This is a genomic window from Actinomycetospora chibensis (genome assembly GCF_028737215.1).
In the GTDB taxonomy this organism is placed as follows: Bacteria; Actinomycetota; Actinomycetes; order Mycobacteriales; family Pseudonocardiaceae; genus Actinomycetospora; species Actinomycetospora chibensis.
In genome coordinates, this window is the sequence record NZ_JAQZAM010000015.1 from 59,168 (window position 1) to 81,187 (window position 22,020).

General features: G+C 71.7%; 21 protein-coding genes. 5 read left to right on the plus strand and 16 right to left on the minus strand.

Annotated elements, in window-relative coordinates:
• Positions 1-3 precede the first annotated feature (3 nt).
• On the minus strand, positions 4-564 hold the full coding sequence (locus tag PH189_RS22300; RefSeq protein WP_274191025.1) for an RNA polymerase sigma factor: 561 nt from the start codon (positions 562-564) through the stop codon (positions 4-6).
• Between the two features lie 226 nt (positions 565-790).
• Between PH189_RS22300 and hrpA the strand changes: the two genes are divergently transcribed.
• Positions 791-4,795 carry an ATP-dependent RNA helicase HrpA gene (gene hrpA / locus PH189_RS22305; protein ID WP_274191026.1) on the plus strand — a complete coding sequence of 1,335 codons (4,005 nt, stop codon included), beginning with the start codon at positions 791-793 and terminating at the stop codon, positions 4,793-4,795.
• A gap of 31 nt (positions 4,796-4,826) precedes the next feature.
• Here hrpA and PH189_RS22310 read toward each other — a convergent pair whose 3' ends face one another.
• Positions 4,827-5,132, minus strand: a complete 306-nt coding sequence (locus PH189_RS22310) for a DUF3040 domain-containing protein (RefSeq protein ID WP_274191027.1) — start codon at positions 5,130-5,132, stop codon at positions 4,827-4,829.
• A 106-nt stretch (positions 5,133-5,238) separates the two neighbouring features.
• Between PH189_RS22310 and glsA (PH189_RS22315) the strand changes: the two genes are divergently transcribed.
• Genes glsA (PH189_RS22315) through PH189_RS22325 form a run of 3 tightly spaced genes read left to right on the plus strand, consistent with a single transcriptional unit; the run spans position 5,239 to position 7,459 of the window.
• Positions 5,239-6,237: a glutaminase A gene (gene glsA, locus PH189_RS22315; protein WP_274191028.1), complete on the plus strand. Its 999-nt coding sequence runs from the start codon at positions 5,239-5,241 to the stop codon at positions 6,235-6,237.
• Positions 6,238-6,261: 24 nt separating this feature from the next.
• On the plus strand, positions 6,262-7,266 hold the full coding sequence (gene glsA / locus PH189_RS22320; protein ID WP_274191029.1) for a glutaminase A: 1,005 nt from the start codon (positions 6,262-6,264) through the stop codon (positions 7,264-7,266).
• Between the two features lie 7 nt (positions 7,267-7,273).
• Entirely contained in the window at positions 7,274-7,459 is a 186-nt protein-coding gene (locus PH189_RS22325; RefSeq protein WP_274191030.1) for a DUF1707 SHOCT-like domain-containing protein, read from the plus strand.
• 71 nt (positions 7,460-7,530) lie between these two features.
• On the opposite strand, the gene PH189_RS22330 is transcribed toward PH189_RS22325, so the two are convergent.
• Positions 7,531-7,710, minus strand: coding sequence for a PspC domain-containing protein (locus PH189_RS22330; RefSeq protein ID WP_274191031.1), 180 nt, complete (start codon positions 7,708-7,710; stop codon positions 7,531-7,533).
• A gap of 206 nt (positions 7,711-7,916) precedes the next feature.
• Between PH189_RS22330 and PH189_RS22335 the strand changes: the two genes are divergently transcribed.
• On the plus strand, positions 7,917-8,816 hold the full coding sequence (locus tag PH189_RS22335) for an IclR family transcriptional regulator (RefSeq protein WP_274191032.1): 900 nt from the start codon (positions 7,917-7,919) through the stop codon (positions 8,814-8,816).
• Here the strand turns inward: PH189_RS22335 and PH189_RS22340 are convergent.
• The 13 genes from PH189_RS22340 to PH189_RS22400 all read right to left on the minus strand — a co-directional run bounded on the left by PH189_RS22340 (position 8,797) and on the right by PH189_RS22400 (position 21,943).
• A complete protein-coding gene (locus PH189_RS22340) occupies positions 8,797-10,647 on the minus strand; it encodes a sigma-54-dependent Fis family transcriptional regulator (RefSeq protein ID WP_274191033.1) in 1,851 nt (616 codons plus the stop codon). The genes PH189_RS22335 and PH189_RS22340 overlap by 20 nt on opposite strands.
• A 158-nt stretch (positions 10,648-10,805) precedes the next feature.
• Positions 10,806-11,336 carry a bifunctional nuclease family protein gene (locus PH189_RS22345; RefSeq protein ID WP_274191034.1) on the minus strand — a complete coding sequence of 177 codons (531 nt, stop codon included), beginning with the start codon at positions 11,334-11,336 and terminating at the stop codon, positions 10,806-10,808.
• 11 nt (positions 11,337-11,347) lie between these two features.
• Positions 11,348-11,629 (minus strand): hypothetical protein, encoded by a 282-nt coding sequence (locus tag PH189_RS22350; RefSeq protein WP_274191035.1) that lies wholly within the window; start codon positions 11,627-11,629, stop codon positions 11,348-11,350.
• Positions 11,626-12,231 carry a hypothetical protein gene (locus PH189_RS22355; protein ID WP_274191036.1) on the minus strand — a complete coding sequence of 202 codons (606 nt, stop codon included), beginning with the start codon at positions 12,229-12,231 and terminating at the stop codon, positions 11,626-11,628. Before PH189_RS22355 ends, PH189_RS22350 begins: the two co-directional genes overlap by 4 nt.
• A complete protein-coding gene (locus tag PH189_RS22360) occupies positions 12,228-12,821 on the minus strand; it encodes a hypothetical protein (protein ID WP_274191037.1) in 594 nt (197 codons plus the stop codon). The genes PH189_RS22355 and PH189_RS22360 overlap by 4 nt, the downstream gene beginning before the upstream one ends.
• A 33-nt stretch (positions 12,822-12,854) precedes the next feature.
• Positions 12,855-13,568, minus strand: a complete 714-nt coding sequence (locus PH189_RS22365; protein ID WP_274191038.1) for a metal-sulfur cluster assembly factor — start codon at positions 13,566-13,568, stop codon at positions 12,855-12,857.
• Positions 13,565-14,629 carry an amidohydrolase family protein gene (locus PH189_RS22370; RefSeq protein ID WP_274191039.1) on the minus strand — a complete coding sequence of 355 codons (1,065 nt, stop codon included), beginning with the start codon at positions 14,627-14,629 and terminating at the stop codon, positions 13,565-13,567. Before PH189_RS22370 ends, PH189_RS22365 begins: the two co-directional genes overlap by 4 nt.
• A gap of 19 nt (positions 14,630-14,648) precedes the next feature.
• On the minus strand, positions 14,649-15,677 hold the full coding sequence (locus tag PH189_RS22375) for an NAD(P)-dependent alcohol dehydrogenase (RefSeq protein ID WP_274191040.1): 1,029 nt from the start codon (positions 15,675-15,677) through the stop codon (positions 14,649-14,651).
• A 29-nt stretch (positions 15,678-15,706) separates the two neighbouring features.
• Positions 15,707-17,395 carry a chaperonin GroEL gene (gene groL / locus PH189_RS22380; RefSeq protein WP_274191041.1) on the minus strand — a complete coding sequence of 563 codons (1,689 nt, stop codon included), beginning with the start codon at positions 17,393-17,395 and terminating at the stop codon, positions 15,707-15,709.
• A 121-nt stretch (positions 17,396-17,516) separates the two neighbouring features.
• Positions 17,517-17,840 (minus strand): MmoB/DmpM family protein, encoded by a 324-nt coding sequence (locus tag PH189_RS22385; protein ID WP_274191092.1) that lies wholly within the window; start codon positions 17,838-17,840, stop codon positions 17,517-17,519.
• Positions 17,841-17,896: 56 nt separating this feature from the next.
• Entirely contained in the window at positions 17,897-19,087 is a 1,191-nt protein-coding gene (locus PH189_RS22390; protein WP_274191042.1) for a ferritin family protein, read from the minus strand.
• Positions 19,084-20,142 carry an NADH:ubiquinone reductase (Na(+)-transporting) subunit F gene (locus PH189_RS22395; protein WP_274191043.1) on the minus strand — a complete coding sequence of 353 codons (1,059 nt, stop codon included), beginning with the start codon at positions 20,140-20,142 and terminating at the stop codon, positions 19,084-19,086. Before PH189_RS22395 ends, PH189_RS22390 begins: the two co-directional genes overlap by 4 nt.
• Positions 20,143-20,290: 148 nt before the next feature.
• Positions 20,291-21,943, minus strand: a complete 1,653-nt coding sequence (locus tag PH189_RS22400; RefSeq protein ID WP_274191044.1) for a ferritin family protein — start codon at positions 21,941-21,943, stop codon at positions 20,291-20,293.
• Positions 21,944-22,020 lie beyond the last annotated feature (77 nt).

Genomic DNA, 22,020 nt, shown 5'->3' on the forward strand with positions numbered 1-22,020 from the left:
TCGTCATGCGGTCCGGGCGGCGGGACGGTCGGTGAGCAGCTCGACGAGGGCCTGGCGGCCACGGGAGAGCTGGGACTTCACGGTGTCGATCGGGATGTCGCGCAGCTCGGCGATCTCGGCGTAGGTGAGGTCGCACAGCTCGCGCAGCACCACGACGGCACGGTACTGCGGGGGCAGCTGGGCCAGGGCGCGGTCGACGTCCATCCGGGCGACGACGGCGCCGTCGGCGCCCCGGTGCGGCGTCGGTTCGGGCATCGAGTCGGCCTCGGTCGGCTCGGGGGTGCGCTTGCGCCGGCGGACCTCGTCGATCGCGGCGTTCGTGGCCACCCGGTAGAGCCAGGTGCCGACCGCCGAGCGACCGTCGAACTCGCCGAGGCGCTTCCAGGCCAGGAGCATCGTCTCCTGGAGCGCCTCCTGGGCGTCCTGTTCGTGGCCGGTGACGCGCCGGCAGACCGCGTAGAGCCGGGGGCGGTGACGGATCATGAGCTCGGCGAACGCGGCCTGGTCGCCGCCCGCGGCGAGCACCACCAGCTCGGTGTCCGCCCGCCCGTCCGACACGCTCACCGACCCCTCCCGCTCTGGTCACCATCGGTGACCACGTTCTCGGACTCTCGGCGCTCGACGTTACTTTCCGTCGACGACGACGACCATCTCGATCACTCGAACAGTCTAATCCTGGTGTCGTTGCGTGACCAGACGGGTCGGGAACACCGGCGTGCCCCCGCGCGCTGACAATGGGGACAGGGCCGTCTCGTGCCCGTTCCCCATCACCCGGAGGAGGAGCCCCGCCGTGCCCGCCGCGACCGACAGGCAGACCGACGTCGGCGGCGACCTCGCCGCGCGCGTCGCCGCCCTCGGCACCGCGGACGCCCACCGGCTGCGGCGCCGCCTCCAGGGCGCCGGCCGGATCGACGACGCGGAACGGCGCGAGAGCACGCTGGCCGCCATCGGCCGCGACGTGACCGCCGCCGAGGCGCGCCTCGAGCGCCGCCGGGCCTCGGTGCCCACCGTCTCCTACCCCGACGAGCTGCCGATCAGCGGGCGCGTCGACGACATCCGTGCGGCCCTCGGGACCCACCAGGTGGTCGTCGTCGCCGGCGAGACCGGGTCCGGCAAGACCACGCAGCTGCCGAAGATGGCGCTCGAGCTGGGCCGGGGCGTGCTCGGCACGATCGGCCACACCCAGCCCCGGCGGATCGCGGCGCGCACGGTGGCCGAACGCGTCGCCGAGGAGCTCGGCACCACCGGCACCGACACCGTCGGCTACCAGGTCCGCTTCACCAGCCGCGCGAGCGAGGACACGCTGGTCAAGCTCATGACCGACGGCATCCTGCTCGCCGAGATCCAGCAGGACCGGATGCTGCGCCGGTACGACACGCTCATCATCGACGAGGCCCACGAGCGCAGCCTCAACATCGACTTCCTGCTCGGCTACCTCGCCCAGCTACTCCCCCGCCGCCCCGACCTCAAGGTCATCATCACCTCGGCGACGATCGACCCGGAGCGGTTCTCACGACACTTCGGCGACGCGCCGATCATCGAGGTCTCCGGGCGCACCTACCCCGTCGAGGTCCGCTACCGGCCGCTGGTCGACCCGGATGATCCCTCGGCTGACCAGCGCGACCAGGTCGACGGCATCGTCGACGCCGTCGACGAGCTCCGTCGCGAGGGTCCGGACGGCGACGTCCTCGTCTTCCTCTCCGGCGAGCGGGAGATCCGCGACGCGGCCGACGCCCTGCGCGAGCACGCCGCCCAGGCCCACATCGAGGACCTCGACGTCCTCCCCCTCTACGCGCGCCTGTCGTCCGCCGAGCAGCACCGGGTCTTCGAGCCGGCGTCGGGCGGCCGACGACGCGTCGTGCTCGCGACGAACGTCGCCGAGACGTCGCTGACCGTCCCGGGCATCCGCTACGTCGTCGATCCCGGCCTCGCGCGCATCTCGCGGTACTCGCGGCGGACCAAGGTGCAGCGGCTGCCGATCGAGCCGATCTCGCAGGCGTCGGCCACCCAGCGGGCCGGGCGGTGCGGGCGCGTCGCCGACGGCATCTGCATCCGGCTCTACGCCGAGGACGACTTCGACGCGCGGCCGGAGTTCACCGACCCGGAGATCCAGCGCACGAACCTCGCGTCGGTGATCCTGCAGATGGCCGGCGCAAAGCTCGGGCCGGTCGAGGAGTTCCCGTTCGTCGACCCGCCCGAGCGGCTCGCGGTGCGCGACGGTGTGCGGCTGCTGACCGAGCTCGGCGCGTTGGTCGACGGAGACGCGACGCGGCTGTCGGAGACCGGGCGCCGGCTCGCGCGCCTGCCCGTCGACCCCCGCATCGGGCGCATGGTGCTCGAGGCCGACCGGCTCGGCTGCCTGCACGAGGTCACGGTCATCGCGGCCGGCCTCTCCGCGCAGGACCCCCGGGAGCGGCCGGCCGACAAGAGCGACGAGGCCGACGCCGCGCACGCCCGGTTCACCGACCCGCGCTCGGACTTCCTGTCCTGGGTGCACCTGTGGGAGCACGTGCGCTCGGGGCGCCGCGAGCTCTCGTCGAACCAGTTCCGCAAGCGCTGCGGGGCCGAGTTCCTCAACTTCCTGCGCATCCGCGAGTGGCAGGACCTCGCGGCGCAGATCCGCCAGCTCGGCGACGAGCTCGGGCTCACCCGCAACGAACCCGGCGCGGAGATCACCAAGGACCTCGCGGACCGCGTCCACCAGGCCCTGCTCACCGGCCTGCTCTCGCAGATCGGGCTGGCGCAGGAGCCGCCGAAGGACCCGAAGACCGGGAAGCCGCGGCGTCGGGCGATCACCGAGTACGAGGGCTCGCGCGGCGCCCGCTTCATGCTCTGGCCGGGCTCCACGCTGGCGAAGCGCCCGCCCACGATGGTCATGGCCGCCGAACTGGTCGAGACCTCGCGGCTGTGGGCGCGCACGGTGGCGGGCGTGGACCCGGCGTGGGTCGAGGCCGCGGCGGGCGACCTCGTCACCCGCACGTACACCGAGCCGCGCTGGTCGAAGCGACGCGGCAGCGCCGTGGCCACCGAGCGCGTCACGCTGTTCGGCGTCCCGCTGGCCATGGACCGCACCGTCGACTACGGGCGCATCGACCCCGAGGTGGCCCGCGAACTCCTCGTGCGCCATGCGCTGGTCGAGGGCGACTGGAACACCCGGCACGCGTTCGTCACGCGCAACCGCGAGCGCCTCGAGCAGGTCGCCGAGATGGAGCGCCGCGCCCGCCGCGAGCTGGTGGTCGACGACGACGAGATCTACGCCTTCTACGACGCGCGCGTGCCCGCCGACGTCGTCTCGGTGCGGCACTTCGACCGGTGGTGGCAGAAGGCCTCGCGTCGCGATCCGCATCTGCTCGACCTCGACCCGCGGGCTCTGCTGGCCGGCGAGGCCCCCAGCACCGAGCAGTACCCCGACACCTGGAACGCCGGCGGGCTGACCCTGCCGCTGTCCTACGCGTTCGAGCCCGGCGCCGAGACCGACGGCGTCACGGTCACCGTGCCGCTCGCGGTGCTCGGGCAGGTCCGCGCCGAGGACCTCGCATGGCAGGTCCCCGGGCTGCGCGACGAGATGCTCACCTCGCTGGTCCGATCGCTGCCCAAGAACCTGCGGCGCTCGCTGGTGCCCGCGCCGGACACCGCCCGCGCGCTCGCGGCCCGGCTCGCCCACGACCGACGGCCCGCCGCGGACGAGCCCCTGCTGCCGGCCCTGTCCGACGCGGTCCGCCGGCTGTCCGGTCTCAGCATCCCGACCGACGCGTGGAACGTCGCGGGCCTCCCGTCGCACCTGCGGCTGACGTTCCGGGTGGTCGGCGACGACGGCGCGACGGTGGACGAGGGCCCCGACCTGGGCGCCCTGCGCCGCCGGCACGCCGCCGGGACCCGCGCCGCCGTCGCCGCGGTGGCCGACGGGGTCGAGCGGCGCGGGGTCACGTCGTTCGGCGAGATCGGCACCCTGCCCCGCACCCGCGAGCAGCAGCGCCCCGGCGGCACGGTGACCGCGCACCTCGCCCTGGTCGACCGCGGGGACGCGGTGGACGTGCGGGTGTTCGACTCGGCGCTGGAGGCGCGCGACGCGATGCGCGCCGGCACCCGGCGGCTGCTGCGCCTCGTGCTGTCCTCACCCGCGAAGTCGCTGGTGCGCTCGCTCGACAACACCGCGGTGCTGCGGCTGCGGGGCGCGATGGCCACCGGCGGCTACCGGGACGTCGCGGCGCTGGCCGAGGACTGCGTGGACGCGGCGATCGACGCCCTCGTCGCCACGGGTGGCGGGCCGGCGTGGGACCCCGACGCGTTCGAGGCCCTGCGCGCCCACGTCGCCGCCCGGCTCCCGGCCGCGGCCGCCGAGGTGCTCTCGCGCGCGGAGTCCGTGCTCGGTGAGGCCGGGCCGGTGGAGCTGGCGATCGACCAGCTGGGCGCCCGGTCGGTCGGGCACGCCCTCGACGACGTGCGCGAGCAGCTGCGGACCCTGGTGGGCGACCGTTTCGTGGCGCGCACGCCGGTGGCGCGCCTGCCCGACGTGGTGCGCTACCTGCGGGCCGCTCGCCGGCGCCTCGAGAAGCTCCCGACCGCCCCGCGACGGGACGCCGAGGCCACCGAGGAGATCCACCGCGCCGAGGCGGCCTATCGCGCGCAGCGGGCCCGGGCCGCCGCGGAGCCGCGCACCTTCGACCGCGACGCCTACGACGCGATCGGCTGGATGCTCCAGGAGCTGCGGGTGAGCCTGTTCGCCCAGGACGTCGGCACCGCAGGCCCCGTGTCCGAGCAGCGCATCACGAAGGCCCTCGCCAAGCTGACGTGAGCACTTTCCGCCCCGACAGGGCGGAAAGTGCTCACATGGGAGGTCGGTCGCCCTGGCCCAGGGCCCAGGCGATGAGGGCCACGGGCACGACGACGATCACCAGCGTCGCGACGCCCGCCAGCACCCAGGGACCGGGCACGAGCAGCAGGGCGACACCGATCACCGCGAGCACCGCGGCCACCAGCCAGGGCACCCGGCCGCCGCGTCGAGGGGGCCGCGCGCCCAGGCGCCGGGCGAAGTCGGGATCGGCGGCCGACTCGTGCGCAGTGAGCTGCGCCAGGGCCTCCCGCTCGCGGTCGGTGAGCGGGCCGGGACGGGGCTCGGGCAGGCGTTCCATGGCGGGACCTCGGTGCGGGACGACGTCGATGTCGAACGCCACCGAGCATGCCCCGGATCCCCCCGCAGCGCACCCACCAGGTGGGGAGGGAGGATGCACGGTCGTGGTGAGCGATGCCGAGGAGGCGCTGGTCCAGGAGCAGCTGGAGCAGCTGCACGATCATCACTCCGAGGCGCACGAGGACGACATCGTCTCGATCGCCCTCCCCGCCGCCGATGGCGAGGAGGACATCTTCGGGCTGGCCGGCACGGCGGTCGACGGCACGCAGTGGACCGTCGGCGACTGCGAGCACCGGTTCGCGCTGCAGTCGATCTCGAAGGTCGTGACCTACGCGCTCGCGCTCGAGGACAACGGCCGCGAGGCGACCCTGCGCCACGTCGGCGTCGAGCCGTCGGGCGACCCGTTCAACTCCATCACCTTCGACGACGAGCACCAGCGCCCGCACAACCCGATGATCAACGCGGGCGCGCTCGTCGCGGCCTACCTCGTCGCGGGCGACTCGCCCGAGGAGAAGGTCGCGCGGATCCTGGCGCGGCTGCGCGTGTTCACCGGCGTCCCGGACCTCGTGGTGGACGTCGACCTGCTCGGCGACCAGCTCGCCTCGGCCGACCGCAACCTCGCGATCAGCTACCTCATGCGCTCGCTGGGGATGATCTCCGGCGGCATCGAGGACAACCTCGCGGTGTACCTGTCGATGTGCTCGGTGCGCGTCACCACCAGCGAGCTCTCGGTCCTCGGCGCGACGCTCGCGAACGGCGGGGTCAACCCGCTCACCGGCGAGCGCGCGCTCGACACCCGCCACGTGCGCGACGTCGTCAGCGTGATGATGACCTGCGGGATGTACGACGCCACCGGCGAGTGGGCCACCGACGTCGGCATCCCGGCGAAGAGCGGGGTGTCGGGCGGGATCGTCGCGGTGATGCCGGGGCGCCTGGGACTCGCGACGTACTCGCCAGGCCTCGACGAGCACGGCAACTCGGTGCGTGGCCAGGCGGTGTTCCGCGAGCTGTCCGAGCGCTACGGGCTGCACATGTTCTCGTCGCCCGACCAGACCCGCTTCGGGCGCCTGCGCCGCACCGGAGGGCCGCGCCTGACCCGCGTGTGACGCGCGGCGGGCACAATGCCGCTCGTGGTCGCCGTGGGAGAGCGGGAACTCGTCCGTCAGCAGCTCGACGAGCTCCACGAGAAGTACCGGCTGACCGGCGACGACGAGGTGGTCAGCTACTACCCGCCCGAGGCGGAGGCCGACCGCCACCTGTTCGGGCTCGCCGGCACGAACGTCGACGGGACGCAGTGGCAGGCGGGCGACTGCTCGGTGCCGTTCCCGCTGCACTCGGTGTCGAAGGTCTTCACCTACGGGCTCGCCCTGGAGGACAACGGCACGGAGGAGACCCTGCGCCGCGTCGGCGTCGAGCCCTCCGGGGACCCGTTCAACTCGATCACGTTCGACGAGGTCCACCACCGGCCCCACAACCCGATGATCAACGCGGGCGCGCTCGTCGCGGCGAGCCTCGTGGCGGGCAAGGACGTCGACGAGAAGGTCGACCGCATCCTGGAGCGGTACCGCGTCTACGCGGGGAACCCCGAGCTCGCCGTCGACCAGCGGATCCTGCGCCAGCAGCTGCGCAGCAACGATCGCAACCTGGGGCTCTGCTACATCATGCGCTCGCTCGGCATGATCGACGGCGACATCGAGGAGGTCGTGGAGACCTACCTGTCGGCCTGCTCGATCACGGTGACCGCCGCCGACCTGAGCGTCATGGGCGCCACGCTCGCCAAGGGCGGGGTCAACCCGTTCACCGGCGAGCGCGCGGTCGCCCGCGAGCACGTCCGGAGCATCGTCAGCGTGATGATGAGCTGCGGGATGTACGACGCGGCGGGGCAGTGGGCCAACGAGGTCGGCATCCCGGCCAAGAGCGGCGTCTCGGGCGACATCGTCTGCGTCCTGCCCCGTTACTTCGGGTTCGGCGTCTACTCGCCGGGCCTCGACGTGCACGGCAACTCGGTGCGCGGGGTGAACCTCTGCCGCGAGTTGTCCGCGACCTTCGGTCTCCACGTGTTCGCCGACCCGGCGGACTCGCGCTTCGGCCGGGTCGCGCAACCCACGGAGGCCGGCGCTCCGGCCGAGGGATAGTGGTCGCGTGCAGAGGGACGTGCGGGCCTCGGATGCGGAACGCGAGCTCACCGTCGAGCGGTTGCAGCGGGCCGTGGGCAACGGACGGTTGAGCATCGAGGAGTTCGACGACCGTGCCGCCCGGGCCTACGCCGCGCGCACCCGCGGTGAGCTCGCGGACCTCACCCGCGACCTGCCGGGGAGCCTGTGGTGAGCGGCTCCGCGACGGCGTCGATCGCCCGCGGACGCCGCGAGGCATCCGACAGCCGGTGAACCCCGCCCGGGTCAGCGCTTCGGCATGATCACCCAGAGCGCGATGTAGATGATGAACTGCGGGCCCGGCAGCAGGCAGGACAGCACGAACAGCAGTCGCACCACCCCCGCGGACATGCCGAACCGCTCCGCGAGCCCGGCGCACACCCCCGCGATCACCTTCCCGTCCTGCGGTCTGGTCAGCGTGGCCATGACGTCTCCGTTCCTCGTGCGGCGGGACCGTCCCCGCCGTCACCTCGACACTCCCCCAACGTCCGGGCGACCGCCCCGGTGCCCGACCCCGGGGTTCGTCGGGGTGCCGTGACGACGCCCACGGGGGCCCGACGCCGGAGACCCGGTCGGGCGGCGTCCCACATTGAGACAGGCGTCACCCCTCCGACGGTCCTAGGTTCAAGCACGTGGACGACGACGGGGTGTCGACGGGCGGCGGCTCGCGGTCTCTCAAGACCGCGGCCACGGTCCTGCGCGCGCTGCGTCTGCTCGGCGACCACCCCGCGGGCCTGTGCGCCGCGGAGCTGGCCGAGCGCCTGGGCAAGAGCGCCTCGACAGCGCGGTACATGATCAACACCTTGTGCGAGGCCGGCTACGCCGAGCGCGACCGCTCCGGGCGCGTGCGGCTCACCGAGGCCCCGCCCTGGGGCCGGTGGGGTGCTTCCCCGAGTCCCGTGCCCGGCGACCCCGACCCGGGTGCCGTGCTCGCCGAGGCGACCACCGAGCTCTACCGGCGCACGCGACAGCGGTCGTACCTCGTGCGCCGCACCGGCACCCTGGTGGCCACGGTGACCGACTCCCGTGGCCATCAGGGCCTGGCGAAGCTCCCGGGCCTGGGCACGCACGTCCCGCCGCACCACGCGCACGCCCTCGCCATGACCAAGGTGCTGCTGGCCACGTCACCGGCGTACCGCGAGGCCATCGCGGCCGAGCAGCTGGCCGACCTCACGCACGCCACGATCACCGATCAGGCCGAGCTCGGTGCCGAGCTCGAGCGGGTGTGCCGCGACGGGATCGCGCTCGACCGCGAGGAGTACGCCGAGGGCCTCGCGACGATCGCCGCCCCCGTCGTCTCCCCGTCCGGTGCCGCCACCGTGGCGCTGGGCCTGTCGTGCTCCGCGCGGCGGCTCGCGACCGACCAGGACGAGCTCGTCGACGCCGTGCACGACGTGGCGCGATGGGCGAGCGAGCAGTGGGCGGGCGAGGGCGCGCCCCCCGCGGCGCTGGGCGGCAGGCCGGACGGCTCGGTCGCGGCCGAGGACGTCGCCGACGACGAGGACCGTCTGGTCAGCGGCCGACGTCGGTGATCCCGAAGGCCCGCAGCCGGCGGTAGAGCGTCGCGCGGCCGATCCCGAGGGCGGCCGCCGCCTGCGAACGGTTGCCGTTCGCCTCCACCAGCGCGGACACGATGAGGTCGCGCTCCGCGGCCTCGAGCGGGGTGAGACGACGCCGGGTGCCCGACACCGCGAACTCCCCCGGGAGGTCGGCGGGGGTGATGTCGCCGGCGGGGCGCGCGGCGAGGGCGCGGCGCAGCACGTCGGCGAGCTGGGTGACGTTGCCCGGCCAGCGGGCCCCCGCCAGCAGGGCGGCCGCCTCCGGGGTGCATCCGGCCCGCCGCGCGGGCGCGAGCCGGGCGAGCAGCGCGGTGGCGAGCAGCGGGATGTCGTCGGGCCGGCGGCGCAACGGGTCGATGAGCACCGAGGTGGCGAACCCCGCCAGCACCTCGCCGATCTGGCCGTGCTCAGGGGTGCGCTCGGCGGTGACGAGCCCGACCACCCACCAGGTGGGCGGGACCTCCTCGAGCAGCGCCGTGAGCGCGCCGGCGCCGGCGGCGTCGAGCGCCTCGGCGTGGCGGATCGCGACCGTGGCCGCGCTGCGGCTGCCCTGGGGCGAGGCGGACGCCTCGGAGGCGTAGCCGGCCAGGACGACCGCCGCCTCGGGATCGGAGCCGTCGACGGTGACCCAGCGCGCCGTCGGGCGCATCTCGCCGTGCACGGCCCGGACCGCCGCGGCCTTGCCGGTGCCCGGCTCGCCCAGCACCACCGTGCTGCGCGCCGCGGACGCCGCCGTCCGCAGCGCCCTCGCCGCGGCCCGCCAGGCCCGGGAGTCGCCGGCGAGGCCGGCGAGCGGCCGGTCGAGGCCCGGCCCGGGGCCGGGCAGCGCGCTGCTGCGCGCCGGGGCCGGCGGCGCCGGCAGCACCCGGTGCAGGGGTTCCTCGCGGCCGGCGAGGCGCAGGTTGCTGCGGCTCGGCACCACCTCGATGACCACCCCGACGGGGCGCCCGGTGGGTACCGGCGTGATCATCAGGCGGGCGGGGCCGTCGGCGAGCAGCACGCGTTCCTGCCACGGCCGCGCCCCGGTGCCGACGTCGATGGCCCGCATCGTCACCTGGTCCTGGTCGCCCGCCGGCAGGGCCCGGGCGGCCCGGTTGGCCATGACGATGTCCTCGGTGACCGCGAGCACCGGGCCCCGGGCGCGCGCGCACGTCGCACGGAACGCCGCCATGACACGGCGCACCCCGGCGCCCCCGCGCTCGCGCAGGACGTCCTCGATGTCGGTGGCCGCCTGCTGGGCGAGGAAGCGCATGAGGTCGTTCGCCTCGGCCCGCAGGCACGTGACGTCGAGGATCCCCGCCAGCGCGCCGTCCGGGCCGCGCACGGGCGCGCCGGCGCACGCGAAGGCCTGCAGCCGCTCGCTGAAGTGCTCCGCGCCGACCACGAGGGCCGGGGTCGCGCCCTCCAGGGACGTGCCGACCCCGTTGGTGCCGGCGAACTCCTCGGCGTAGCTGAAGCCCGGGGCCAGGGAGATCTCGTCGAGGCGGCGCTGGAGCTCGCCCTCGCCGACGCGCCGCTCGAGCACCCGGCCGTCGGCGTCGGTGAGCACCACGGCGACCGACATCCCCGACAGGCGCTCGGCCAGGTCGTCGAGGACCGGGCGGGCGCAGTGGGTGAGGCTGCCGTCGAAGTCGAGGTCGGGCTCGTAGGGCAGGGCCAGCCGGGTGGCGTCGACGCCGGCGTTCCGCGATCGCTCCCAGGAGTCGACGATCTCGGGCCGGACGACGCCGCGGGCGTTCACGGAGCCGCGGTCGACGAAATACTCACGCGCGCGGTCGAGGGCGCTCCGGGAGCGTCCGTTCATCGGCCACCTCGCCCTCCGACACCACTCGATCGACCCGACACCGTGAGTGATGCGCAACACCACATCGTACGGCGCGAACGGGCTCCGAAGGGGGTTTCGAGGTGTCTCGGATCGAGACGACGCAGCAGGTCAGATCGGTTCATCCCGAACGGACCGGGTCAAGCGGGGTCACGACCCTCGGTCTCCGGCCCGCCGGGCGGCCGCCCGAAGTCCTGGGCGGTCGCCTCCTCGAGGAACGCGCGCATCCGCTCGACCTCCTCGGCCGCCTCGCGCGCCGGCTCGGGACGATCACCGCCGAGCGCGGAGAAGGACTGGCCGACGGCGTCGAGCACGGCGTCGGCGACCTCGATGCGCAGGGCCTCACGGACCGCCACGGCGAGCACGTCACTGGGACGCCCGGGCAGGCGCGTCCCGTCGTCGAGCACCAGCTCCGCGTGGAAGCGGTCGTCGACGAGGTCGGTGATCTCGGCGTGGTCGAGACGCCGGCCGAGTATCCGGGCGAGGTCGGCGAGCAGGTCCTGGGTGAGCCGGCCGTCGTCGTCGGTGACCGCCGAGCGTGGCCCCCGGTCGATGACCTCGGCCTGCGGGCCGCGCACCGACACCACCAGGCACCGGTCGGCCTCGTCCTCGACGAGCAGCGCCAGCGGCTCGCGGGTCATCCGGTGGACCGCGAGCCGAGCCAGGCGCATGGCGACCACGGTCAGTCCCGCCCCGACCGGGGCGAGCCCAGCGACGGGGACTCGCTCGACTCGTCCACCGCGTCGAACGCCGCCCGCACCGCGGCGAGGTCCGCCCGGACGCGCGCGGCGTCCTGGCCCTCGCCCCACGACGGGTCCCCCGGAGTGATCCCGAGAGTCTTCAGCAGCTCGGCCGCAGCCGCCGACGGGTCGCCCGCCTCCCCGAGCACGGGGTGCAGGCCCTCGTCGGCGAGGTGGCGGAAGACCAGGTTGACGACCGTCCAGGGGTTGTACTTCTCGATCATCCCTCGCTCCCGGGGGTCTCGGTGAGCTCGACCTCGTCCAAGGTCTCGAGCTCGACGGGGCTCAGGCTGCGGGTGCCCTCGAGCACCCTCGCCTGGTGCTCGGCGATGCGGCCGTCGACCAGCTGGCTGAGCCGGTAGGCGATCGCGCCGGTCTGGTGCACCGACACGGTGTCGGGCAGGGCCTGGCGCGTGGAGGTGATGGCGACGCCCTGGGGCGTGCCGTCGGAGACGGCCACGCCCACCTCGAACGTCTCGCGCGGGTTGGTCGCCGGGTCGGCGTAGTGCTTCTTGAGCTGCCGGAGCATCTTGTGCCAGGCGAGCACCTCGCCCTCGAGCTCGAGGCCCTCGACGTCGGCCTCGACGAGGCCCATCCCGCGCCCACCCGGGGCGAAGCACCGCGAGTAGGACAGCAGCGCGGTGGTCCACAGCGACTCGACGACGGTGGCGTCGGGCTCCGGGACGCTGAGCTGCTGCACGAGGCGCTCGCAGCACAGCAGCGTCATCTGCAGGTCGTCGAAGATCGCGGCGAGGTCGGCGAGCGCCGCGGCCGCCGGGGATCCGATGCGCCGGACGGTGCGCGGGGTCTCGCTGGGGGCGGTCATGCGGCGGTCTCCAAGCGAGCGGGGGATGGGGTCGGGACGGGACGTCCCTCGTCGAGCACCTCGTCGAGGGCGGCGTCGAGCAGGGCGACGAGCACGATGTCGCGTTCGGGTGACGACGGCGGGCCGGAGACGGCGACCACGTGGTGCAGCGCCGCGGCCAGCTCGTCGAGGGCGGCGAGTCTGCAGGCGGCCCCGACCCACCGCGGCAGGCGGTGCACCAGCGCCCGGGGCGCCCCGGCGCTCCAGACCCGGCGGTGGCGACGGGCACGGGCGAGGCGCCGCGTCGCGACGCGCTCGCCGGGACGCCGGGTGAGGACGGTCTCCGCGGCGACGCCGACCAGGCGCCAGGTCAGGGCCGGGTCGTCGCTGTCGGCGAGGACGAGGGCCTCGGCCCGGCGCAGCAGCGCCGTCCGCCCCTCCGGAGAGCAGTGGTCGTCGACCTGGGTGGCCAGCGCCGCCACGGCGGGGTGCGTGCACCGTGGCCACGCCCGGAACGCCTCCCCCGCCACCATCGAGACGTGCTCCATGAGGCAAGGGCCGGCACCGGGGTCGTCGTGGCCGGGGTCGAGCGGCACCGGATCACACGGCATGGCGGAAGCCTCTCCTCTCGGGGGACCCTGTCGTCAGAGCCCGTAGCGGGCAGCGAGCTGACCGCGGCAGATGCTGGTGTTCGCGTCGACGCCGACCTGGTAGCTGCGCGCCTTGCGCAGGTGCAGCGGGAGGTCGTCGATCCCCACCGCGCGACCCACGGCGTCCACCACCAGGGGTGCGTCGTCCCCGGCCGGGATGCCGAGCTCGCGGCGGCGCGCCCGCAACCGGGGCAGGTCGTCGCTCGGTGGCGCGTCCCGCAGCGTCATCGTGACGAGCTCCTCCGGCGTCGTCCCCGCCCGCACGAGCGGACGGACGACGAGGTCCGTGCCGGCCAGCATCGCCCGCTCGGTGAACGACCGACGCAGGTCGTGCAGCTCGTCGACGGCCTCCCCCACGTCCGAGCCGGCCATCGACGTCACGAAGCCGGCCCGCGCCGCGACGCCCGAGTTGATGGCCTCGGAGGCGAAGTGGTCGAGCAGCTCGACGTCGACGTCGCTCAGACCGGGAACCTGGGACACGGCGTCCCACGCGTCGGCGACCATGAGGAACGCGAAGTTCGGGGCGCAGAAGTAGGTGGGCAGGCGCAGGCGCACGTGCGCGACGCCGTCGTCGGACACCGAGCACGACGCCACGAAGTCCAGGCTGACGACGTCGGTGTCGAGCTCGGGATCCCGCACCGTGCGCAGCGCCTCCCACACCCCGTCCACCGTGGAGGCGGTGGACGGGGTGTCGGAGACGGCGGTCATGCCTGGGCCACCGACCTCTCGACGAGCTCGGCGTCGTCGGGAGAGGCGGGGGCGGAGGTGTCCGAGGACAGCTGGAATTCGGCCGGCACCTCGATGTCGTAGAGCTTGGCGGCGTTCAGGCCGAGGATCTTCTTCTTACCGTCGACACCCAGGCGCGGGTAGTCGTCGAAGTCGTGGCCCTCCGGGTACTGCCAGTCCACGAAGCCCTCGACCTGCCACTTGGGCTCCCAGATGTTGTAGTCCGAGCCGAAGGTCATCTTGTCCTCGCCGACCCAGAACAGCAGCTCGCCCATGACCTTGGCGAAGAACCGCGGGCGGGCGTGCATGAGGCCGCCGATGACCACCGACAGGCCCGCGTAGACGTTGGGCTCCTGCGTCGCCATGAAGCAGAAGTCCTCGATGCGCGGCAGACCCACGTGCTCGACGATGAAGTTCAGGCCCTGGAAGTCGGTGGCCGCGTGGTCGACGTCGGAGACGTCGAACGCGTCCTTGTCCAGCGGCCAGATCGTCGGGCCCTTGTGCACGTGGATGTTCTTGATGCCCAGTTCCTGGGCCCGCTCGAGGAAGCGGTAGCACTCGGGGTCGGTGAGCTTGTAGCCGCGCGAGTCCCCGTTCCACTCCGCCGTGTAGAGCTTCACGCCGGTGGGCTTGTACTCCTCGACGTTCCTCTCGAACTCGCGCATGCCGGCGTCGCCGTCACGCGGGTCGAACCGGCTGTTCACCCGGAACTTGTCCGGGTGCTTCTTGAAGAGGGCACCGTTCTGCTCGGTGGTGTTGAAGCCGTTCTTGTACCACTCGCGCAGGTAGGTGGACTGGAAGATCGCGACGTCGACGTGACCCTCGTCGAAGACCTCGCGCATCAGCTGCTCTTCGGAGACCTTCTGGAACTCCTCGATCGGCTGGTGCGTCTCGGCCGGGCCGAGGCCCTGGTAGGCGTGGAAGCACTCGATCCAGCCCTTGGCGTACTGCTCGGCGCCCTCGACCCAGTTCTCCGGCGACGCGTCCCAGAAGTGCATGTGGCTGTCGACGATGAAGTACTTCTCGCCGTCCTTCTCGTACATGTGGTGGTGTCCTTCCAGACTACGGGACCAGGATCGCCCGGCCGCGGACCTTCCCCGCGTCCAGGTCGTGCAGAGCGTCCAGCGCCGAGTCGAGCGAGTACTGCACGGTGTGCAGCGTGACCTTTCCGGCCTGGGCCAGGACCATCAGTTCGGTGAGGTCGTTGTACGTCCCGACGATGTTGCCGATCACGTTCTTCTCGCCTGCGACGAAATCGAGCGTCGGGGCCTGGAACTGTCCCCCGTACCCGAGGACGAACTGGTAGCCCGCCGGCCCGGTCATCTGCCAGGCCTCGAGCTCGACGCCCTGCTCGGCGACGAAGTCGAAGACGACGGTGGCGCCGCCGCCGGTGAGCTCCTGCACCTCGCCGACGTGGTTGCCGTCGGCCACGACCGTCTCGTCGGCGCCGATCTGGGAGGCGAGCTTCAGGGCGTCCGGGTTCTTGTCCACCACGATGATCTTCGTGGCGGTGAGCGCGGCGAGCGCCTGGACAGCGATGTGGCCGAGGCCGCCGGCCCCGATCACGACGGCCGTGGTGCCCGGGTAGAGCAGCGGCACGGCCTTGCGCACCGCGTGGTACGCGGTGATCCCGGCGTCGGCCAGCGCGGCGACGTCGGCCGGGTTCGTGTCCGGGTTCAGCTTCACGCAGGCCCGCGCGGTGGTGCGCAGGTACTCGGCCATGCCGCCGTCGTTGTTCGACAGGCCCGGGAAGAACGCGTCCCCCGTGCACTGCATGTCCCGGCCCGCCCGGCAGGCCAGGCACAGCCCACAGGACGGCTGCGGGTGGAGGATGACCGTGTCGCCGACCTTGACGTTGGTGACGGCGTCCCCGACCTCGTGCACCCACCCGGCGTTCTCGTGGCCGATCACGTAGGGCAGCGACGGGTTCTGGATCGCCTCCCAGTCCCCGTTGACGATGTGCAGGTCGGTGCGGCAGACCCCCGCGCCGCCGATCTTCACGATGACGTCGAGCGGCCCCTGGAGCTTCGGCTCCGGGATGTCGTCGATCGACGGGTCCTTCTTGTACTCGTGCACCCGCACGGCCTTCACGACTGTCTCCTCTCGGCAGTGACAACGAGTCAGCCCATCGACGGGCCGAGGCCCAGCGACTGCGGGGTGCTGGAGTCCGGAGGCGGCTGGGGCAGGCCCTCGTCGAGCTGGCCGAACTCTGTCATGAGTGACTTGTTCCAGGGGGTCTGTTCCTCGGCCACCAGGGAGTTCGTGGTGAGGATGAGACCGGCCACCGACGCGCCGTTCTGCAGCGCCGAACGCACGACCCGGAGCGGGTCGATGATGCCGAGCTCGAGCATGTTGCCGAAGCGGCCCTCGAGGGCGTCGAAGCCCTCGTCGACGCCGAGGTCGCGGGCCTGCTTGACGACGTCGGCACCCTCGTAGCCCGCGTTCGTGGCGATGAGGTTGGCCGGCTCGGAGAGCGCGGCACGGACGATCTCGGCGCCGATCCGGCCGTCGCCGGTCAGGCCCTCGAGGTTGTCCAGCGCCCCCTCGGCGTGCAGCAGTGCCGCGCCGCCGCCGGCCACGATGCCCTCGGCCATCGCGGCGCGCGTGGCCTGCAGGGAGTCGTCGACGCGGTGGCGGACCTCCTTGAGCTCCGCGTTCGTCGGCGCTCCGACCTGCAGGATCGCGGCCTTGCCGGACAGACGGGCGATGCGCTCGGAGAACCAGTCCTCGTCGGTGCCGATCGTCGTGCGGTCCATCTCGGCGCGCAGCTGGGACAGGCGCATCTCGCGGGCCGCGGGGTCGCCGCCGCCGCCGATGATCGCCGTCTGGTCGCTGGTGGCCCGGACCTGCCGCGCACGCCCGAGGTGCTCGACGCCCATCTGCTCGATCGAGAACGCCGAGGCCCGGGAGTACACCTGGCCCCCGCAGAGCGCGGCCATGTCCTCGAGGAGGTGCACGCGCTTCTCGCCGAAGCCCGGGGCCTGGATGGCGGTGGTCTTGAGGTGCCCGTTCACGTGGTTGTGCACGAGCATCTGGAGCGCGGAGCCGTCGACCTTCTCGGCGATGATCACGAGCGGGGCGGGGTCCCGCATGATCCGCTCGAGCATCGGCATGAGCGTGCGGACGTCGGAGATCTTCTCGGCGGAGAACAGGATGTAGGGGTCGTCGAGCACGGCGAGCATCGAGCCCGGGTCGGTGACCAGGTACGGCGAGACGTAGCCGTTGTCGAACTCGAAGTCCTCGACGAAGTTCACGTTCAGGCCGATCATCGGCCCGTCGTCGACGGTGATGACGCCGTCGTCGCCCACGGTGTGCAGCGTCTCCGCCACCACGCGGCCGATCGCGTCGTCGTCGTTGGCCGAGATCGCGGCGACCCGCGACAGCGCGTCGACGTCGTTCACCGGGTGCGCGACCGAGGCCAGGTGCGCGACCACGCGCGCCACCGCGGCGTCGATCCCGCGCTTCACCAGCACCGGATTGCCGCCCTGCCCGATGGCCTTCAGGCCCTCGCGGACGATCGCCTGGGCGAGCACGGTCGAGGTCGTGGTGCCGTCACCGACCACGTCGTTCGTCTTGACGGCGGCTTCCTTGAGCACCTGGGCGCCCATGTTCTCGAACTGGTCGCGCAGGTAGATCTCCCGCGCGATCGTCACACCGTCGTTCGTGACCTCCGGCGTGCCGGTGATCTTCTCGAGGATGACGTTGCGCCCCTTGGGCCCCAGCGTGGATTTGACCGCCTCGGCGAGCTGGTCCACTCCAGCCTGGAGAGCCCTGCGCGCGTCGGCGCCGAATCGCAGTTCCTTGGCCATGTCCTCACTTCTCCGGTGCTCAGGGGCGCGAACGGGGAGTCATCGGGTGCTGCGGTGGAACGGCCACCGGGCCGTCGCACGCCCGCCCCGTGCGAGCGTGCGACGACCCGGGGCCGCGGTGCTACTTCTGGTTCACCACCGGGGGCAGCATGTCTCCGATGAACTCGGCCGCCTCCTCGAGGTTCCCGAACATGATCGTCCGGTCATCCATGTGGATCATCTTCCCGTAGTGGGTCGACATGTTCTCCTCGAACTCGGCGGCGTTGTAGAAGTCGGGCTCCTCGCCGAGCGCCTCGGAGATGTCCGCGTACACGAAGTCCATGCGGCCCACACAGTCGACGCGGATCATCGAGGGGAGGTGCTTGACCGTCACGTTCTCCTGGCGGTCCATCACCTCGGCCACCACGACGCCGACCTGGTTGTTCATCAGGGTCACCCCGGCCATGCCGGACTCGGTGTTGTCCTGCTTGAACGGGCTTTCGGCCGTCTTGAAGCTCTTGGTCACTGGTTCAGCTCCTTCGGGGCCTCGAGTCCGAGATCGGTGAGAATCCCGGCGAAACGGTTCTTCACGCGGTCGAGGCTGTCCTCGAAGCGCGGCGGCTTCGCGTCCGGCTGCGACCACAGCGGCTGCATGGTGCGGGCGGCGTCGATCGCCAGCGGCACCCAGTGCGCCAGCCAGCCGTTGAAGAGCTCCTTGTTGTGGTCCGCGAACTCGCGGTCCTGGGTCAGCGGCGCGAAGCAGGCCACCGTCCAGCGCAGGTCGCGCTGGGCGAAGTCGTACTCGCCGGCGCCCATGACCGTCGGCGTCACGTAGTCGCCGTTGCCGGCCGCCGACTGCATCACGAGACCGGAGCGGAAGAGCTCGCCGAGCAGGGGCTCGAACACGATGTTGGTGGCGAATATCGACTCGCCCCAGTCGTCGTGCACCGCGGTGAGCGCCTCGCAGACGCTGCGCACGCCCTGCCACTCGGCGTCGTTGTTCCACGCGTCGAGGTGCGCGGTGCCGTCGAAGCCCTCGATCTCCTCGGTGAGGGTGAGGTTGTAGAGCGCCAGGTCCTGGGCGAAGCGGATCTTGTGCTCGCTGTTCACGGCCATGACCGTGTTGTGCATGTTCGTCGGGCCCGAGCGGTTGCACGCAGCGAAGACGTAGAGACCGAGGATGTGCTCGATGTGCATCCAGGCGCCGACGTTGCGCTCGACGAAGCGCACCCAGTTCGGCGTCCACTGGTCGAACGCCTTCGCGTTGCGGGCGTTCTCGACGTTCTGGTTGATCTGCCGGACAACGTTGGCGTTGTACCGGTACATCGTGAGTTCCCACTCCTCGTTGGGATCACGGAACTCGTGCCAGCCGTGGGCCGGCCAGTCGGCGACGTGGCGACCGCCGGACCCGGGGCCGCGCTCGGGCTCGGGCTCGTCGACTCCCCAGGCCTTGAGCTTCGTCCAGGTCAGCGGGTAGCCGCGGGAACCGTCGGCGAAGCCGTAGATCCAGCCCTGGGAGAGGTAGTGCCGCGGGTCCGGCTGAACCTCGACGGTGACGTCCTCGTAGTGGGTCTGCTTGCGCTTCGCCGGCTTGAAGTAGTTGTAGCGCCGGGCCGAGGGCCCCGAGTCGGGGAACTCCTTGGCGCCCGCTTCCGCGTCGGTGAAGACGGGCTTCGGAACGCTCCGCTCCGGACGTTCTTCGGTGCTGGTCATGAGGTGCCCTCGTCCTCCGGCTCTCCAGTGGTGGTGAACTTGTCGTAGAAGATGTTCCGGGTGTCCATACCGCGCTGCGTCAGGAGTGCGATCGCCGCGTCGACCATCGGCGGCGGTCCGCACACATAGGCGTCCATGCCTTCGAGGTTCGGTTCGCCGTCCCGCACCACCTCCGTGATCAGACCCGTCGCCCCGTCCCAGCCGTCACCTTCGTGGTGGGACAGGGCAGGGACGTACTTGAATCCCGGAATCTTCTCCTCGAGGGCACGCAATTCGTCCTCGAAGCACAGGTCGCCCTTCGTGCGGGCGCCGTAGTAGAGGCGCGCCTTGCGGTCGCCGTCCTTCTCCGCGAGAGCGCGCAACAGGCCCAGCATGGGAGCCATGCCGGCACCGCCGCCGATGAAGACGATGTCCGACGTCCGGTTCTCACGGAGGGTGCAGGTGCCGAACGGCGCCTCGACCTCGAGGCGGTCGCCGATCGACACCTTGTGCTCCAGGAACTGCGAGAACGCCCCGTCGGGGTAAATCTTGATGACGAACTCGAACACGCCTTCGCGGTTCGGGAGGTTCGCCATCGAGAACGACCGGACCTCGCCGGTGTCGGGGACGGTGAGGTCCATGTACTGGCCGGGGAAGAACTTGATGTCCTCGCCGGCGATCTGCTTGACCACCAGGTGGCGCATGTCGTGGGTGACGGCGTCGTTCGCCAGCACCTCGACGGTGCCCTTCCGCAGCGGCAACCCCGACCGGATGATCTCCTCGTCGTAGTTGAGGAGCTCGATCACGAGGTCGTTGTAGGCGTGGGCGCGGCAGAGGAGCGTCTGGCCCTCCTCGCGCTCCATGTCGGGCAGGGCGAAGGTGGAGTACTTCTCGAGGTCGATGTCGTCGATGTCGCCCTCGAGGACGAAGGACTTGCAGGCGGCGCACTGGCCTTCCTTGCAGCCGTGCATCAGCTGGAGGCCTTGCTCGGAAGCGGCGCGCAGGATCGTCTGGTCCTCGTCGACCTCGATCTCGATGCCCACCGGCTCGAAACGCACCAGGTGCTTGTCACCCATCGATGGCTTCTCCGTTTCGGGAGTCAGATGCCGATGTCCGGACGACACGGGTCGTGAGCGGCCGGACCAGGGCGTGAGGATCGAGGGAGGGCCGGGTCGCCCCGGCCCTCCCTGTCACCTCACCGTGCTACTGCGTGGTGCAGCCGCGTCAGCTGGTCGAGTCGGCCGGGCGGCCGGCGGGACCCTGACGGTTGTAGTCCGCCACGAACGCCTCGCGCTCCGAATCGCTCATCTCGTTGAGGATGACGTTCGGGCTCGCGACCGGCCCCATCCGACGAAGGTGGTCCGTGGTCCACATCTTCTTCGGGTCGAGGTCCAGGTGCGGCTGTGCCGTGAGGGTCTTGCCGTCGTCGCGGACGAAGCCCATGTCCTCGACCACGTCGGCCCAGTTCCAGCCGTGGTAGAGCGTCTCCCACTCGCGGTGACCCACGAGCTTGCCCATGTTCGGGGTCTCGCGACCCTGGTACGTGGGCCGGAAGGCCTCGGCGTCGGTCCAGCGGCAGGCCTCGTGGCAGTACGTGCGCCACTGGCCGTCCACCTTGTCGACGACCATGTCCTCGCGCACGAGACACGGGACCATGCAGGTCCAGCAGCGGTGCGGGTACACGTAGTCGACGTCCTCGGCGACGATCGGGTGGTGCCCGTTCGGCCGCGACAGGCGGTTGTAGTTCTCCCACCACTTGCCGTACTTGTCGTACCAACCCGGGTACTTGTACTCGAACCACTCGAAGTCTTCGTCGGTCATGCCGTCGATGCGCCAGTAGTTCGCGAGCCACCCGGTGGCGAAGAACTGGGCCACCTCGTGCACGTAGCCCTTGTTCCAGATCTGGTTCCACGACTCCTCGATGAGGTCGTGGGGGATCACCAGGCCGTACTTCTCGAGCGGCAGCAGGTAGGCCCGGTAGTAGTCGTCGTAGATCCAGCGACGCCACATCTCCGCGTAGGACTCACGGTCCTTGCGGCGGTCCTTCGTGCCGTACTCGATGAACGTGCCGATGGCGGCGTCCACCACGCGGTGGTTGTTCCACCACGCGTAGCGCAGGTCGCGCTCGAGCAGCTGGCGGTTGTCCTCGTCCGACAGCGCCATGAGCAGCGTGGCGTAGCCGTTGGAGATGTGCCGCGACTCGTCGGACTGGACCGAGTGGAACACGGTCGGCAGCAGGTAGTCACCGTTGGCCGCGGCCTCGGCCGGCATGGCCACGAACAGGGTGTTCGTGAACGCCGTCTCGGCGACGATCGTCAGGTAGATGCTGGCCGCGGTGATCGCGTCACCGGTGATGAAGCCCTCGGCGAACTGACGGCCGATGGTGCCGCAGTAGTCCGAGTGGAAGTTCCGGAGGGTGTTGTTGAAGCCCGCCGGGTCGATGTAGTTGTTCATGTACAGCCGCTTGAGGTTCTGCTGGATCGTGCTGTGCCGAACCTCGTCGATCATCTGGATCGCCTGGCCGTTGTGCAGCTCCGGGTTCGGAACCGCCTGGAACAGCATCGGCATCGACCGTGCGGCCGAGATCTCCGGCAGGGGGATGATCGACAGGAAGAGCTTCTGCCACTCCAGCCAACGCTCCTGGACCTGGCGGAACATGTTCCCGCGGATCGCCCCGTCGGAGGCGCCGTACACGCGGTTGTCCTTCTCCTCCTGCATGGGGAAGTAGGACCGGAGGACCTGCTTGAGCGGGTCCTTCTTGGCCGCCTTACGGAACGTGTAGTCCGTCCCGTACTTCATGTACGGCTCGTGGTACTGCGGCTCCCAGGAAAGTTCCTGGATCTTCTGGTGAGCCTTCGCCAAACTCTGACGGCTCATCTTCTTCTCCTTGTGGAGTTCCAGCTCGGCCTACGGGGTTCCGCAGCCGTGGTCCGTGGTGGTGGCCGGCGCCCCCT